The 15,269-nt window shown below is 73.1% G+C and carries 12 protein-coding genes; 7 read left to right on the forward strand and 5 right to left on the reverse strand.

Translation table 11 applies throughout. The annotated features are described in order from the left end of the window. Positions 1–61 precede the first annotated feature (61 nt). The 4 genes from ACQVFL_RS12930 to ACQVFL_RS12945 all read left to right on the forward strand — a co-directional run bounded on the left by ACQVFL_RS12930 (position 62) and on the right by ACQVFL_RS12945 (position 4,545). Positions 62–1,588 carry an HtaA domain-containing protein gene (locus ACQVFL_RS12930; RefSeq protein WP_396693930.1) on the forward strand — a complete coding sequence of 509 codons (1,527 nt, stop codon included), beginning with the start codon at positions 62–64 and terminating at the stop codon, positions 1,586–1,588. 33 nt (positions 1,589–1,621) lie between these two features. Further along, the gene (locus ACQVFL_RS12935; protein WP_431729456.1) at positions 1,622–2,623 is read left to right on the forward strand and encodes a WxL protein peptidoglycan domain-containing protein; all 1,002 of its coding nucleotides are present in this window, start codon (positions 1,622–1,624) and stop codon (positions 2,621–2,623) included. Continuing rightward, positions 2,620–3,429 carry a hypothetical protein gene (locus tag ACQVFL_RS12940; RefSeq protein ID WP_431729457.1) on the forward strand — a complete coding sequence of 270 codons (810 nt, stop codon included), beginning with the start codon at positions 2,620–2,622 and terminating at the stop codon, positions 3,427–3,429. The genes ACQVFL_RS12935 and ACQVFL_RS12940 overlap by 4 nt, the downstream gene beginning before the upstream one ends. 81 nt (positions 3,430–3,510) lie before the next feature. Continuing rightward, the gene (locus tag ACQVFL_RS12945) at positions 3,511–4,545 is read left to right on the forward strand and encodes a DUF5954 family protein (RefSeq protein WP_431729458.1); all 1,035 of its coding nucleotides are present in this window, start codon (positions 3,511–3,513) and stop codon (positions 4,543–4,545) included. Between the two features lie 327 nt (positions 4,546–4,872). On the opposite strand, the gene ACQVFL_RS12950 is transcribed toward ACQVFL_RS12945, so the two are convergent. Further along, on the reverse strand, positions 4,873–5,046 hold the full coding sequence (locus ACQVFL_RS12950; protein ID WP_431729459.1) for a hypothetical protein: 174 nt from the start codon (positions 5,044–5,046) through the stop codon (positions 4,873–4,875). Positions 5,047–5,177: 131 nt separating this feature from the next. On the opposite strand from ACQVFL_RS12950, the gene ACQVFL_RS12955 reads away from it, so the two are divergent. The 3 genes from ACQVFL_RS12955 to ACQVFL_RS12965 all read left to right on the forward strand — a co-directional run bounded on the left by ACQVFL_RS12955 (position 5,178) and on the right by ACQVFL_RS12965 (position 9,255). Then, complete coding sequence (locus ACQVFL_RS12955; RefSeq protein WP_431729460.1) at positions 5,178–7,442, forward strand: catalase; 2,265 nt, start codon at positions 5,178–5,180, stop codon at positions 7,440–7,442. Between the two features lie 188 nt (positions 7,443–7,630). Further along, positions 7,631–8,464 carry an alpha/beta fold hydrolase gene (locus ACQVFL_RS12960; RefSeq protein ID WP_431729461.1) on the forward strand — a complete coding sequence of 278 codons (834 nt, stop codon included), beginning with the start codon at positions 7,631–7,633 and terminating at the stop codon, positions 8,462–8,464. Next, positions 8,461–9,255 carry an alpha/beta hydrolase gene (locus tag ACQVFL_RS12965; RefSeq protein WP_396693915.1) on the forward strand — a complete coding sequence of 265 codons (795 nt, stop codon included), beginning with the start codon at positions 8,461–8,463 and terminating at the stop codon, positions 9,253–9,255. Before ACQVFL_RS12960 ends, ACQVFL_RS12965 begins: the two co-directional genes overlap by 4 nt. Before the next feature lie 44 nt (positions 9,256–9,299). Here the strand turns inward: ACQVFL_RS12965 and ACQVFL_RS12970 are convergent, their stop codons facing one another. The 4 genes from ACQVFL_RS12970 to ACQVFL_RS12985 all read right to left on the reverse strand — a co-directional run bounded on the left by ACQVFL_RS12970 (position 9,300) and on the right by ACQVFL_RS12985 (position 15,100). Continuing rightward, positions 9,300–10,166 (reverse strand): CPBP family intramembrane glutamic endopeptidase, encoded by an 867-nt coding sequence (locus tag ACQVFL_RS12970; RefSeq protein ID WP_431729462.1) that lies wholly within the window; start codon positions 10,164–10,166, stop codon positions 9,300–9,302. Positions 10,167–10,659: 493 nt separating this feature from the next. Beyond that, positions 10,660–11,115: a hypothetical protein gene (locus ACQVFL_RS12975; RefSeq protein WP_396693911.1), complete on the reverse strand. Its 456-nt coding sequence runs from the start codon at positions 11,113–11,115 to the stop codon at positions 10,660–10,662. Then, a complete protein-coding gene (locus tag ACQVFL_RS12980) occupies positions 11,112–13,766 on the reverse strand; it encodes a DUF6493 family protein (RefSeq protein ID WP_431729463.1) in 2,655 nt (884 codons plus the stop codon). The genes ACQVFL_RS12975 and ACQVFL_RS12980 overlap by 4 nt, the downstream gene beginning before the upstream one ends. Further along, entirely contained in the window at positions 13,763–15,100 is a 1,338-nt protein-coding gene (locus ACQVFL_RS12985; protein ID WP_396693907.1) for an SWIM zinc finger family protein, read from the reverse strand. The genes ACQVFL_RS12980 and ACQVFL_RS12985 overlap by 4 nt, the downstream gene beginning before the upstream one ends. Between the last annotated feature and the right edge of the window lie 169 nt (positions 15,101–15,269).

Below are 15,269 nucleotides of genomic sequence, written 5' to 3' on the forward strand. Positions count from 1 at the left end.
TTCCCAGAAGATTAGGTGAGCCTAACCTAATCACGCCCTATCCCCTCCGAGAGGAAGACTCATGTCCGTACCCAGACCCGGCGGTATCCGCCGACGGTCGTACCGGTGGGCGTCGGCAGCCGTGCTCGGCGCCGCCGCGTCACTGGCCGTGGTGGCCCCGGCGACGGCGGCACCCGCCGACGTCACTGCGGGAAGCCTCGACTGGGGCTTCAAGAGCTCGTTCCGGGCGTACGTCTCGACCGGTAACGGCAACCCGCCGATCGCGGTCGCCGACGGTGCCACCCGCAACGCGGACGGCACCTTCAAGTTCCCGGTCGCCGGCGGCACGTACGACAGCGCCACCGGCGCGACCACCGTCAACTACGGCGGCACGGTCGTGTTCTCGTACCCCTCGCACTTCTTCAAGATCACCCTGGCCAACCCCACGGTGGTGGTGGACGGCGCGGGCGGCTCGCTGCTCGCCGACGTCGACCTGGAGGTCAGCGGCGGCGGGTTCGAACCGGTGCAGATCGAGCAGGCCGCCATCGCCACCCTCGGCACCGGCGGCACCAACCCGACCGTCTCGGGCGACTCGGTGAGCTGGAGCAACCTGACCACCACGCTCACCGAGACCGGGGCCAGCGCCTTCGCCGGCTTCTTCACCGCCGGCACGGCACTGGACCCGACGTCGTTCACCTTCACCACCGGCACGGGCGGCGGCGGCCCCGCCACTCCGTCGGTGACCGTGGACCCGTCCGCCGCCCTCGACCCCGAGGGCACGTCGGTCACCGTCACCGGCTCCGGGTTCGACCCGGACGCCAACGGCGGTGTCGGCGTCTACGTGGCGTTCGGCCCGAAGGTCGACAACCACTGGACGAACTCCCGCCCCTACAAGCCGGTGAAGTGGGTGCACAAGAACGCCTCGTCGTCCGCGGCGCAGGTGAAGCTCGCCGCCGACGGCACCTTCTCCACCACGTTGGACCTGGTGCCGAGCTACACCGACGGCAACGGCGACACGGTCGACTGCACGGTGACCCAGTGCTACGTGCTGACGTTCGCGGCACACGCCTCCAGCGACCGCAGCCAGGACACCTTCACCCCGGTCACCTTCCGGGGAGCCACCGGTGGCCCGAGCGGCGCCGAGCAGGAGATCACCGCCACGGTGCTCCAGTCCGGTCCGCTGACGCTGACCTCGTCCGGCAGTGCCGTGGCGCTGTCGGCCGTGCACCCCGGCGCGGTTGCCGACGGTGCGCTCAACGCGGTGACCGTCAACGACCTGCGCGGCACCAACGCCGGCTGGAACGTGGTCGGTCAGGTGGAGGACTTCACCAGCGCGCTCGGTGGCACCATCGCCGCCGACAACCTCGGCTGGACGCCGAACGCGTCCGTGCTCGCCGACGAGCTGGTGGGCTCGTCCGGGGTGGTCACCCCGGGCGGACGGGCCAACCCGGGTGACGGCACGGGACTGGGCAGCGCCCGGACCCTGTGCGGCTCCGCCGCCGGTGCCAGCGCCGGCAGCTTCCGGTGCGGTGCCGACCTGGGCCTCGGGGTCCCGGCCGCCACCGGTCCGGGTGACTACACCGCCACCCTGACCCTGACCCTGTCCTGACGCGTGGAAGGGCATCTTGTTGTGCGCAGATCGATGACGAGGTGCCCTTCCCCGCACCTGGTCGCCGTGACCGTGGTCCTGCTCGTCACCGTGCTGGCGGGCGGACCCGCCGTCGCCCTCGCCGCGCCGGCTCCCGCCCCGTCACCGTCGCCGAGCGACGCCGGGTTCACCTGGGCGGTGCAGCCGTCCGGACCGTCCGGCCCCACCGGCCGCAGCTACTTCGTCCACGACGCCGACCCCGGTCAGGTGATCGAGGACCGGGTGGCGTTGACCAACCTGAGCACGACCGCGATGACGTTCGCGGTGTACGGCGCCGACGCCTTCACCACCGATGACGGCGGCTTCGCGCTGCAACCGGCGAGCCGTCCGGCGGTGGACGTGGGAGCCTGGACCCGGTTCGCCGAACGCACCTACCGGGTGCCGGCGGGCGAGCAGGTGATCCTGCCGTTCCGGATCGAGGTGCCGGCGAACGCCAGCCCCGGTGACCACGCCGGTGGTGTGGTCGCCTCGATCGCCCACGTGGCGGACGCGGGCGGGCAGGTCAGGCTGGACCGCCGTGTCGCCGCCCGGATCTACCTGCGGGTGGCCGGCCCGGTGCGCCCCGGCCTCCAGGTCGAGGCGATGCGGATCGGCTACGACAACCCGGTCAACCCGTTCGGCACCGGGCCGGTCGTGGTCAGCTATCGGCTGCGCAACACCGGCAACACCCGGCTGACCGGCACCGCCCAGGTACGCCTGACCGCGCCGTTCGGCATCGGACTGGCCCGCACCGCACCGGTCACCGTGCCCGAGCTGCTGCCCGGCGCGGCGATCACCGTCACCGAACAGATCAACGGCGTGGTGCCGGCCGGACGGCTCGCCGCCGACGTGGCCGTCGACCCGGCCACCCCGGACCGGATGCTGCCCACCGTGCACCGCACCACCGCGACCTGGGCCGTGCCGTGGGTGTGGACGGCGGTGCTGCTCGTCGCCCTGGGGGCGCTGCTGGTCAGCCGGGTACGGGCGATCCGGCGGCGTAGGTCGACGCCGGCATGAGGTGGTCCGCGTACGGTGCCGTCGCGCTGCTCGCCGCGCTCACCCTGACCGGTGCGCCGACGCCGGAGCCTCGGGTGACGCTGGACCGGGCCGAGGCCAGCCCGGGGGAGCAGGTGCTGGTCCGGCTCACCGGCTGGCCCGCCGGCACCGTCGTGATCGAACTGTGCGACACCGGTACGCCGTCCCGCTGCGCGGTGGACACCTCGGCCCAGATCCACCTGCCCGGCACCGGCGCCGGTGGCACGCCGCTGACCGTCGCCGCCCCGCCGGACGGCTGCCCCTGTCAGGTGCGGGTGCGCACGATGGAGGGTCGGCTCTCGGCGACCGCCCCGCTGCGCGTGACCGGTGCGACCCGGCGACCCGGCGGCACCGTCCGGTCGGTGGCGACCCGACCTCCGGTGGTCGTCGGGGCACACGTGGAACGCGACGGCGGCTGGCCCGCCCTGTTCGGTGCCTCCGCGCAGCGGACCGTGGTGCTGCGGCTGCGCAACGACGAGTCGGCTCCGGTGGCGGTGGCGTTGTCGTTCAGCGTCGGCCGGGGACCGGAGCCGACCGGCTTCGTCGCGTCCCCCGACGTGCCGGATCTGGCCGCTGGGGAGGAACGCGTCGTCCGGATCCCGATCAGTCTGCCGGCCCCGGCCGTCGGCGACTACCGGATCCACGGTGAGCTGGTCACCTCCGGCTCGGCGCGCCGGGTCGAGGCGACCACCGACCACCAGCCGTGGGGGCTGGCCGGGCTGCTCGCCCTCGCGGTGCTCGTCCCGGTGGTGGCCGAGCTGCGTCGCCGCCGGTCGTCCGGGCGGTGAGTCCGGCGGCGACGGTCCCGCGCCAGGGAATCCGGTGACGCCTCTGGCGCGTCGACGACTGTCGTTACACAATGTGAAGCTATGCATCACGGTGAGCAGCCGCCGGACGCGGTGATCCGGATTCGGCACCGGGACGACCCGGTGGAGCTGGTCACCGAGCACGACGCGGTCGAGCGAGCCGGCGCGTACCCGACGCTGCGGCTCGGCGCCCCGATCTTCGGCTACGCGGTGGACCTCGGCGGTGGACGCTGGCAGGTGCACGAACTCGTCGAGGAGACCCCGCAGGCCGCGCGGGACGCGTTGGCGCACCGGCTGCGGGACCGGATCGCCGAGACCGCCGACGCGGACCTGCTGGCCGAGCTGACCTCGGTGCGTACCGTCCTGGACTGGCAGAAGGTCGACGAGGTGACCGTCGGCGGCCGTCGACACCGGGTGATCCGGGCGGACACCTTCGCCCGCTTCGGCCCGGACGGGCCGGAGCCGCCTCGCCCCACCGACCCGGACCCGCGTGACGCCGACACCTCGGACAGCTTCCTCGGCGGCGCCGACCTGGTCGCCGACCCGGCCGAACCGACCGGCGTCGGCGCGGCGGTGCTGAAGGTCGAGCTGCTGCCGGCCCGCTATCCGCGTGCCCAGGTGCCCGCCGACGTGTACGCCGACAGCGTCGCCGCGGTGCGCTCGCATCCCGACGGCGTGTTGCTGCCGACCCGCTTCGCGGTGGCCGAACAGGTCGGGGCCGGATGGCATCCGACGAGCCGGGCGGTGGCCACCCCGCAGGAGGCCCGTGACCTGATCACCTTCGAGTTCCGCTGGCTCGTGCCCCGGCTGGCCGATCCGACCGAGGCGGAGGCGGCGGAGTACCGGCGGGCCGCCGACCGGATCGATGCCACCCGGACGCACGAGGTGACCGTGCTGGGCCGCCGGTTCCGGATCACCCGGGTCGAGACGCTGCTGCGCTTCTCCGCCGACGGCCCGGAAGGACCCCGTCCCTCCGACCCCGACCCCGAACCACCCCCCGAGGTCCACTTCGCCCGACTCCGCGCCGAAGGCCGCCTACCCCCCCCACCCCTGACCCCCCCACCCCCACCCCCCACCCTCCCCGCCCCGGAGCGTTGATCAAGAAGTTTGGTGACGACACCTCGACGCTGAGCGCCAAAACCTCTTGATCAACCGGCTGTCGGTGGCGGGGGGTGGGTGGGTGGGGGCGAGCGGGTGAGTGGGAGTGGGGGCAGTGCCTGCGACGGCGTGACCGACTCGTCCACTACTGGGACGACCGGGCCGGCGGGTGCGACCGGAGGACTGCCTCGGCGGGACGCCGACTGCTCGGGGCCAGTCGCCGGTCGGTGTGCCGACGCGCCACCGGGCACACCCTGGAGGTGGCCGTCGGCACCGGCCTCAACCTGCCGCACTGCCCGGCCGACGTGCGGCTGCGCGGCGTCGACTTCAGTCCCCGCCTCCCACCCGCTGCTGCGCGCCGCGCAGCATGTCGTCGACCTGGTGAGCGTGCCGTTGCGGGGTGAGCACTACACCCGCCGCCCGCTGCACACCCTGCGGCAGCTCGACGTCGAGGTGCTCGCCGCCGAACGTCTCAGCTACGGCGCGATCGAACGCGTCCACGCGCGCCGACCGTAGCCGGGCCTGGGCCGGGGACAGGGATCACAGACTCGTACCGTTCGCCCTGTTTTGCCGACTCCGGCCAGGGTACCGCGATGGCATCTGGTCCTCGTGCTCAGGAGGTAGTCGCCGATATGGATGCCCGCAATCCCGCGAAGGTGGTCAAGGACGCGGTGGAGTCCGCCGCCGAGAAGGTCACCGACGCCCTCACGCCGGACGTGCCCGGCAAGCCGGGCAGCGCACCACCGACCGTGGCCGAGCCGACCACACCGCAGGACCCGCTGCCGCCCAAGCCGGAGCAGGGCAGCCCGCAGACCCGTACGCCGACCGGCGCACGCACCGGTGCGCCGGCCAGCGCGAACGGTCAGCAGGGTGCCTACCTGACCACGGCACAGGGGGCGCGGCTGCGCGACACGGACCACTCGCTCAAGGCGGGGCCACGTGGACCCACCCTGCTCCAGGACCACCACCTACGCGAAAAGATCACGCATTTCGACCACGAGCGCATCCCGGAGCGGGTGGTGCACGCCCGAGGCGCGGGAGCGCACGGCGTGTTCACCGCGTACGGCGCGGCCGAGGCGGTGACCAGGGCGGGCTTCCTGCGCAAAGGCCGTACGACCGAGGTGTTCGTCAGGTTCTCCACCGTCCTCGGGTCACGCGGCTCGGCGGACACCGTGCGCGATACCCGGGGCTTCGCCACGAAGTTCTACACCGACGAGGGCACCTTCGACCTCGTCGGCAACAACATGCCGGTCTTCTTCATCCAGGACGCGATCAAGTTCCCGGACATCATCCACGCCGGCAAGCCGCACCCGGACCGGGAGATCCCACAGGCGCAGAGCGCGCACGACACGTTCTGGGACTTCGTCTCGTTGCACACCGAGGCGCAGCACCACACCATGTGGAACATGTCCGACCGGGGCATCCCGCGCTCGTACCGGACCATGGAGGGCTTCGGCGTACACACCTTCCGTCTGGTGAACGAGGCGGGCGAGACGGTGTTGGCCAAGTTCCACTGGAAGCCGAAGCTGGGCGTGCACTCCCTGGTGTGGGAGGAGGCCCAGATGCTCGCCGGCATCGACCCGGACTTCCACCGGCGCGACCTGTACGACGCCATCGAGGCGGGCGCCTTCCCGGAGTGGGAACTCGGCCTCCAGGTCTTCCCGGACACGCCGGAGGAGACGTTCGCCGGCATCGACCTGCTCGACCCGACGAAGATCGTGCCGGAGGAACTCGCCCCGGTGCAGTTGGTCGGCAGCCTGACGCTGAACCGTACGCCGACGAACTTCTTCGCCGAGACCGAGCAGGTCGCCTTCCACGTCGGCCACCTGCCGCCCGGCATCGACGTCACCAACGACCCGCTGTTGCAGGGCCGCCTCTTCTCCTACGTCGACACCCAGCTCACCCGCCTGGGTGGCCCGAACTTCGCACAGATCCCGATCAACCGGCCGCACGCGGCCGTCAACGACATGCTGCGCGACGGCTTCCACCAGCACGCCGTGCACGCCGGGGTGGCACCGTACCGGCCGAACTCGCTCGACGGCGGCAACCCGTTCCCGGCCGGTGACGCCGAGAACGCCTTCCTCGACGTGCCGGTACGGGTGGCCGAGGCGCCGAAGATCCGGGCCAACCCGGTCTCCTTCGACGACCACTTCAGCCAGGCGCGACTGTTCTGGCTGAGCATGTCCCCGGTGGAGCGGGAACACATCATCCGCGCCTACACCTTCGAGTTGGGCAAGTGCTACCACCAGGAGATCAAGGAACGGCAGCTCCAGTGCCTGGCCACCATCGACCCGGTGCTCTGCGCCCGGGTCGCCACCGGGCTCGGGCTGCCCACGCCGGAACCGACGGTGCCGCTCGCCGACGTCACGCCCAGCGCCGTGCTGTCCCAGGTGGGGCGGCAGTGGCCGGCCGACGGGCGGACGGTCGGCATCGTCGTGGACCCGGAGGTCGACCTGGACATGGTCCGCGACGTACGCCGGGCGGTCTTCGCCGCCGACATGGTGCCGCTGCTGATCGCCCCGCACGGCGGTCTGATCGGTGACCTGCCCGCGCAGCGCAGCTTCGCCACCGGCCGGTCGGTCGAGTTCGACGCGCTGCTGGTCGCCACCGCCCCGGCCCCGGCCCCGGACGCGCTGCCCGCCCGTGACGCCAGGGCCGGCGCGGCTCCCGCGACCCGCCCGGTGGACCCCCGGGTGCTGCTCATGGTCGAGGAGTGCTGGCGGCACGCCAAGGCGGTCGGCGCCTGGGGCTCCGGCGTCGCCGTGCTGGAGCAGGTGGGGGTCGCCGGTACGCCCGGCGTCGTCACCGGCGACTCCGGCGAGGAGGTCTTCACCGGAGTGCACCGGCTGATGGCCGACCACCGGGTCTGGGAACGGTTCCCCGCCACGGTCGGCTGACCCACCGACCGGTCCTGTGGGGCGGTCCGTCGCACGGCGACGGGCCGCCCCCGCATCCGTGCACTGTCGGTCGCGCCCGTGCACTCACAGCCCTCCCCGGCCCGTCGGGCCGACGTTAGGTTTCGATCCGAGACCCGGTCCGCGCGATCGGTGCGATTCTCTCGCCCAGGCAGCGAAAGGACGGCAGGATGCCCTTCGTCACGACCGCGGACGGCGCGGAGATCTTCTACAAGGACTGGGGTGCGGGGCGGCCGGTCGTGCTCAGCCACGGCTGGCCGCTGAACTCCGACAGTTGGGAGGCGCAGGCGCTGTTCCTCGCCGGGCAGGGCTACCGGGTGATCGCGCACGACCGACGCGGGCACGGTCGCTCCACCCAGACCTGGCACGGCAACGATATGGACACGTACGCCGACGACCTGGCCAGCCTGGTCGACACGCTGGACCTGCGCGACGTGACCCTCGTCGGGTTCTCGACCGGCGGGGGAGAGATCACCCGGTACATCGGCCGGCACGGCACCTCCCGGGTGGCCCAGGCGGTGCTGGTCTCCGCCGTACCCCCGCTCATGCTGCGCACCGACGACAACCCGGACGGCGTACCCGGGGAGGTCTTCGACGGTCTGCGGGCCGGGTCGCTGGCGGACCGGTCGCAGCTCTACCGGGACCTCGCCGACGGTCCGTTCTTCGGCAACAACCGGCCCGGGGTGGAGATATCCGCCGGGATCCGGGACGCGTTCTGGCGGCAGAGCGTGCAGGCCGGGCACCGCAACGCGTACGAGAGCATCGCGGCCTTCTCGGCCACCGACTTTCGGGGCGATCTCGCCCGGTTCGACGTGCCGACGCTGGTCATCCACGGCGACGACGACCAGGTCGTGCCCTTCGACGTCGGCGGCAAGGCGTCCGCCGCCCTGGTCAAGGACGCGACTCTGGTCGTTTACCCGGGCGCGCCGCACGGCATCACCGACACTCACAAGGAGCAGCTCGGCCAGGACCTGCTGGCCTTCCTGAAGGAGTACGACGCATGAGCACGATCGTCCTGGTGCACGGACTCTGGGTCACCTCGCGCAGTTGGGAACACTGGGTGCCGTACTTCGAGGCGCAGGGACACACGGTGTTGACGCCGACCTACCCGGGTTTCGAGGTGGAGGTGGAGGCGCTGCGTGCCGACCCGACGCCGATCGCCACGGTGACCGTCCCGGAGACCGTGGCGCACCTGGAGAAGGTCATCACCGCGCTGCCGGAGAAGCCGATCATCATGGGTCACTCCTTCGGCGGCACGCTGACCCAGCTCCTGCTCGACCGGGGACACGGCGCGGCCGGTGTCGTGATCGACTCGGCGCCGCCCGAGGGCATCCGGGTCAACCCGCCCTCGCAGATCAAGTCGCTCTTCCCGATCCTCAACAACCCGGCCAAGCGGCACCGCGCGGCCGGCTTCACCCCGGAGCAGTTCCACTACGCGTTCACCAACACGCTGCCCGAGGACGAGGCCCGCGCCGCCTACGACCGGTACGCGATCCCCGCGCCGGGTAGCTGGGTCTGGTCCTACGGCCTGCTCGCCAACTTCACCCCCGGCAAGCAGGAGACCTGGGTGAACTTCCGCAACGAGGAGCGCGCCCCGCTGCTGTTCATCGCCGGCGGCAAGGACCACATCATGCCCGCCTCGGTGAACCGCTCCAACGCCCACCACTACAAGGCGGCCGGCACCGTCACCGACTTCCACGAGTTCCCCGAGCGCTCACACTGGACGTGCGCGGAGCCCGGCTGGGAGCAGGTCGCCGACTACGCGCTCGACTGGGCCCAGCGCCACGCCGTCTGAGCCGGTGGGCTCCCGCCGGTACGCCGACGGGGGCCCACGCCGACTCAACCGGCGACCAGCATGCCGACGTCAACCCCCAGCTCCGGCGCGCAGTGCAGCAGGAACGCCGGCCACACGCTGCCGGTACGCGCCCAGATCCAGCCGAGCGCCAATCCCATCACGGTCGCGAAGAGGCCACCGGCGACGTTGAACCCCCAGACGCCGTCCAGGTCGACGAGGATGCCGTGGCCGGCGCCGAAGACCACGCTGGTCAGCACGATGCCCCAGCCGACCGGCGCGCCGAGCAGCATCCAGGGCGTACCGAAGGCCCGGTCGAGCACCGCGATCATCGCGGCCCGCCAGATCAACTCCTCGGTCAGGTTCGGGATCGTGGCGTCGTAGGCCACCTGCTCGGCGTTCACGGTCGTGGCGGCCGAGGGATCCAGCGCGACCGCCAGCGCGGTGAGCCCGACGAAACCCCCGAAGACGACGGCGATGGTGAGCAGCGCCGGCCGGGCCGAGCCGGGCGTGATGCCCAGCCGCAGGCCCGCCTCGGTCCGCGCCCACCGGTGCATCATGCCGAACAGGATGGCCAGCCAGAGCAGGTCGAGCACCTTGCCCTGCCAGTGTCGATCGAGCGCGTCGAACACCGGGAGCGGTGCCATCCGCCCGGAGACGGCGGTGAGCAGCACGAGGTAGCCGACCACGCCGACCGCGAGCCAGGTGCCGGGTGTCCGCGCGACCTGCCGCGCCGCGTCGGCACCGCGTCGGACCGCGGTGACCGCGAAGAGGACGAGAAGCGTCACGAGCAGCGTCCCGATCAGGGCCGCCCCCCAGGCCGTCGCCACCGCGACGCTCCGGGTGGCCGCACCCAGCCCGTCGGGAACGACCCACGCGTACGCGACGAAGACCACCACGAGCGGCACCAGCACGGGTACCACCCATCGGCCCGTATCCGCCGGTCGCACCGGTCGCCCGACGTCCCCCGCGCCCCTTCCCAAGATCCCCATGCGAGTCGACGCTACCCCGCGCCCGCCAGTCGGCCCGGCCGTGCTCAGCCGATGGTGCGCGGCGCGCCAGTGGTGGCCCCCCATGGCCTCGGCCCCTGTCGAGCTGACAGCACAGACGGATCGCGCCCGCCCCTTGCGCCGGTCGCGCGGAATCGCAGGGTCGTGGCCGGCTCCAGACACAACTTCGGGGATGCTGCTGCCTCTGCCGACGTCGAGACAGCAGCATCTCGTACGCAGAGCGCGCGACGTCTGGGCGACCATCGGATTCCGGCCGGCGTGCGGGAGCGTCCACAGTGGTGCCGGGCTCGGGATCGGCCGTCTGCTCGTCGGCCGGTGGGCGCACCTGGCCGGGGCGACGGTTGCGGCGATCATCGTGCCGAGGAATCGCGTCGCCATCGGCGATGGTGTGCGGTGGTCATCGCAGGGCGCGGACCGGGAGGTGGGTCGTCCCTGCGTGCGTCAGGATGCCGACCGCACTGCCGAACAGCAGGCCCCCCAACGTCGCCCACTCCGAGCCGACGACGGTCTCCAGCAGGGCGTCGAGGCCGAGACCGGCCGCGACTCCTGTCGCCAGGCCGGCGGCAAGGGCCCACCAGCGGTGCCGTACGCCCTCCGCGTGCTGGTGGAGGGCGGGCGACAGTGTGGCCAGGAGGATGAGTGTCGGCGGGTGGTAGGGGATCAGCAGCACCAGGGCGACACCGACGACCGCCCCGACGGCCAGGCCCGACAGGCCGAAGGCGACCACGTAGGGAAGGTCGGCCGGCTCGGGGTGGACGTCCGGAGAGCGTCGCCAGAAGCGCCGCCAGTTGTCGGCGGGAGACCGCCCGGGTGCGGCCCGGGCGGTCTCCGTCGTCGGCGGTGGTTCGCTCACAGGTTCCCCAGCGCCTGGTGCAGGCGGCGGGACTCGGTGACCAGGCGGCTGGATCCACCTCGGGCGGCCACCTCGGCGAGACCGGGCACGTCGAGGCGTACCCCGGTGGCGGTGGCGGTCTCGGTGGCCAGGGTCAGCATGTCGATGGTGCCGCGTGGCGGGGCGGGTGGGGTGAGCAGTGCGGGCAGTGTGGCGGCCAGCAGCCGCCACACGGTCAACGGTGCGCCGGCCTGGGCCGCGTCGCGGAGGGGCTCGACGACCCGCGACAGTTTGACCCTTTCCCCGGTGACCAGGGTGCCGAGCGCCGTGCCGGTGCCCGTCGCGTCGAACTGGTCGGCGGCGGCGAGCGTGAGCAGGGCGTCCAGGGTGGCGACGCGGTCGGTGGCGTGTCGGGCGCCGAGGCCGTACGCCATCGCCAGGGCGAGGGCGATCCCGCCGGGACCGGTGGTCTCCGCGAGCAGCGGCAGCACCGCCGTGCCGTCCCGTTGGTCCAGGTCGGCGGTGTTCGCGACGAGGGGGAGGACGGAGGCGGCGACGACGCCCCGGTGGCCGGGCAGCAGCGAGGGCCACAGGTTCACCCAGCCGGTGTGCTCCACGCCGATCGAGGACGGGGGCAGGGTGAGCAGGCCGTGGGGGTCGGTGTGGCCGTCGGGTGGGCTCAGCTCGACCAGGAGCCGCTCCGGCGGCATGTACGGATGGTCCCAGTTGTACTGGCCCTTCCGCTTGCGGTGCAGGGTGCTCTGCCGCATCACCGGTTGCGGCAGGCCACCGTCGCGCAACCAGGCGGCGAGGCGGTCACCGGCCGGGGTGCCCAGCGCCGCCGCCTTCCCGGCGACCGCCTCGTCGGCCCCGGTCGGCAGCCGCAGCAACGCCTGGGTCAGGTCCCAGTGTCCGGGCGTACGCCCACCGAGCGCGGCGAGCCGTTCCACCAGGACCATCGGGTCGAGGGCGCCGTTGGCGGACGTGGGCAGCGCCAGCAGGCCGGTGTCGCCCCGGTCGGTGACGTGTGCGCCGATCTCGGCGAGCCGGGCGCGCAGCAGCCGGTGCACCGGGGGCACCCGGGGGCCCGTGCCGACCAGCTCCGGCGCCGACGGTTCGCTGCGGCGGAGCGCGGCGAGCAGCGCCTGCCATCGGGACCGGGGTTGGGCGGGCTGCTCCACTCCGGCGCTGGAGAACACGTCGACCAGCACCTGGCAGAGGCAGAGCGGGTCGTACCGGTGTTCGTTCGCCCAGGACCAGTGTTGGCGTTCGATCACCGGGTCGAGGGCGGCGCGTACCCGCACGGCGTCGGTGGCGGTGAGCCGGACCAACCCGTCCAGGATCCGTTCCAGCGACGCGCCTTCGTACCGGGTGCCGAGCAGCGCGGCGACCTCCTCGGCCAGCTCGTCGACATCGGTGATCGGCTCGGGGGCCGGGGCGGGTGGCGTCGGGGCGGGCAGGTCGTCGCCGCGCGGGCCGGTGACCGCCGCGCCGAGGTCGGGTGGGACCGGCGCGACGCCGTGGCGGGCGGCCAGGGTGGTGGCGCGGTCGCGCAGCTCGATGGCGGGATGGTCGGCGCCGAGCGCGATCACCTCGGCGATCCCGGCGGCCCGGTCGGGGTGTCGGCGGGCCAGCTTGTCGAGCCAGGTGAGCTGGGTGCGGACCAGCGCCTTGTCGGGGCGGGTGAGTACCTGGCGGGAGGCGTCGAGGACCGACTCCAGCTCCAGGTCGGGCACCTGACGCAGCGCCTTCTGCGCCATGGTGGCGACCGGTGCGGGCGCGTCGGTGAGCAGGCGCAGGTAGTCGGTGGCGTGCGCGGCGATCTCGGCGGTGCTCAGCGCGAGCAGGCCGAGCAGGGTGGTGAAGGCACGCAGCGCGGCCGGTCGGTCACCCCGCAGCAGGCGGCCGAGCGCACCGTCGACGAGTGCCGCCCGGTCGATCACCCCCTCGGCGGCGAGTTGCACCAGCGCGGTCGGCAGGGCGTGCCGTTCCCGGTCGGCCCACCTCTTCCAGACCACGTCGAACATCATCTGCGTGCCGATGCCGTCCACCTCGAACAGCCGGGGCAGCATGGCCGGCAGGAACGGGTCGTCGCGCAGGCGGTCCGCCACCGGGGTCGGGCTGCCCCGGCGGCCCCGGTCGGGGAACTGCACGGCGGTCAGCCACTGCTGCACCGAACGGTCGTCGGCGGGCGGCGGCGCCCCCTCGGCCTGCAACAACGCGGCGACGAACTGCCACCGGTCGGCCCCGGACCGATCGTTGAACCGCGCGGCCACCCGGTAGGCCAGGTCACCGAGCCAGGTGACGCCGCGTTCCTCGGCGACGGCGAGGACCAGTCTGGCCGCGCGTTTGCCGTCCACCGGCACCGAGGCGCGCCCGATGATCGCGGCGGCCTGGGCGGCGGTCGGCAGGCAACCGACGACGGCGACCGCGAGCGCGGTGCCCGGCCCGGAGGTCCACCAGGTCTCCCTGTCCCGCTTCTTGAACCACGCGGTCAGTTCCGGGCCGATCTCCCGGCGGCGCTGCTCGGGCAGCCCGGCCAGCGCCTCCGCGACCTGTTCGGCGGAGCCGTTGCCGACCAGGTCGAACAGGTCGCTGGTGCCGCCTTCGGCCAGCTCCCGCCGACGTCGCGCCATGCTCGTGATGATGTCGACCTGCGTGGGACGCCTCATACCCGCTCCTCGACCCGGTTGGTGACCATCATGCGGGCGGCCAGGGCGTGCCGGCACGGCCCCCGTTCCCCCCGGTGCTTGGCCCACCAGGGGCAGGTGCAGGTCAGCGCGCCGTCGGGCAGCAGCCGGACCCGGTACACCTGGTCGCCGCTGCGGATGGTGGCCGACGCCCCGTCCACCTGCACCGCTCCGGCGTCGAGCAACGCCCGCGCGCCGACCAGCCGGGGATTGTCGCGTTCGGCCCGGCCCGCGTCGTACGGCATGACCCGGTGGAAGTACGCCGCCTCGGAGACGTCGTACCCGACGCGGCCGGCGGTGCCGAGTTGCGCCAACGCGCCCCGTACCCGGTCGGCATCGATACCCGCCTCGCCGGCCAGCCGGTCCACGTCGACGGTCGGGTCCCAGGACAGCAGCGCGGAAACCAGTTCGGCGTCGTCGACCACGTCGTCACCGGCGAGCGCGGTCAGCGCCGCGCCCTCGCCGGAGAAGCCACGGTAGGGCTCGGGGGAGAGGGTTAACGACAGCCGCAGCGCCCCGGTGTCCAGCTCCCACACGCTGGGCAGCGGCGCGGAACCGGCCCGCACCGTCGGACCGTACACCCGGAGGGTCTTCGCGAAGCGCAGCATCGGGTGCAGCGCGACCAACCGGCTCGGCCCGGCCAGGCAGACCGCGCCGGGGACCGGACGGGAGGTCAACCGCAGCGACCGGCCGGCCGGCACCACCCACAGCACCGAGCGGCTGCCGCCCTTCGGCAGCCGCCGCAGGAACGCGGTGGCCTCGGCCGCCGACAGCTCCGCGCGGGGCTCGAAGCGGGCGGCGAGCACCTGCACCTCGGCGAAGCCGCGCAGCCAGCGCACCGGCAGCGGGACCTTCTTCTCGACCACCTCGCCGTCCATCGTCGAGACGGTCAGGTCGTCGGGGCCGACCGACATGTGCAGCGGGTCCAGCCCGCCGACCCGGGACAACGCCTCCCGAAGCGGCGTGTTGACGTCCACGTTGGTGGTGCCGTGCTCGACCACGTCACCGTCGAGGCCCTCGGGCAGCGCGTCGAGGCGCGCGTACACGCCGCAGCAGCCGGAGAAGGACTCGAAACGCAGCCGGTCACGGCTGCCGGTGACCACCGGGTCGAGGCTGGCCGGGTCGACCGGCCGGTGATATCGGGTGCGGGCCACTTCGGCGACCGCCAGCAGGCCGACGGCCGCCGCCTGCGGCGTGGTCAGGAAGCCACGGAAGAAACGGGGGTTCGGGGCCGGACCACCGCTGGTCTGGAGGGCGAGCGCGCCGTCGCCGAGCGCGGAGGGGGCGAGATACCGGTACGTCTGCACTGCGTTCACGCCGTCGGACGGTAGAGCACCCCTGCGACACGAGTCGGCACGCGCTCCTTTCGTCACCGGTGGTCGGTACCGTCCGCCCATGTACACGACCGGGATCACCGCGCACGTGCGGGCACCCCGCCCGGGGGTCTACCGGGTCCTGCTGGACCGCGACGCGGTCGCGGACGTC

Source organism: Verrucosispora sp. TAA-831 (assembly GCF_050780145.1).
In the GTDB taxonomy this organism is placed as follows: Bacteria; Actinomycetota; Actinomycetes; order Mycobacteriales; family Micromonosporaceae; genus Micromonospora.

What these genes read in the sequence shown, in the direction of transcription:
- ACQVFL_RS12955 (WP_431729460.1), top strand. Translation starts at nt 5,178, where the DNA reads ATGGATGCCCGCAATCCCGCGAAGGTGGTCAAGGACGCGGTGGAGTCC.
- ACQVFL_RS12930 (WP_396693930.1), top strand. Translation starts at nt 62, where the DNA reads ATGTCCGTACCCAGACCCGGCGGTATCCGCCGACGGTCGTACCGGTGG.
- ACQVFL_RS12945 (WP_431729458.1), top strand. Translation starts at nt 3,511, where the DNA reads ATGCATCACGGTGAGCAGCCGCCGGACGCGGTGATCCGGATTCGGCAC.
- ACQVFL_RS12935 (WP_431729456.1), top strand. Translation starts at nt 1,622, where the DNA reads ATGACGAGGTGCCCTTCCCCGCACCTGGTCGCCGTGACCGTGGTCCTG.
- ACQVFL_RS12940 (WP_431729457.1), top strand. Translation starts at nt 2,620, where the DNA reads ATGAGGTGGTCCGCGTACGGTGCCGTCGCGCTGCTCGCCGCGCTCACC.
- ACQVFL_RS12980 (WP_431729463.1), bottom strand. Translation starts at nt 13,766, where the DNA reads ATGAGGCGTCCCACGCAGGTCGACATCATCACGAGCATGGCGCGACGT.
- ACQVFL_RS12960 (WP_431729461.1), top strand. Translation starts at nt 7,631, where the DNA reads ATGCCCTTCGTCACGACCGCGGACGGCGCGGAGATCTTCTACAAGGAC.
- ACQVFL_RS12965 (WP_396693915.1), top strand. Translation starts at nt 8,461, where the DNA reads ATGAGCACGATCGTCCTGGTGCACGGACTCTGGGTCACCTCGCGCAGT.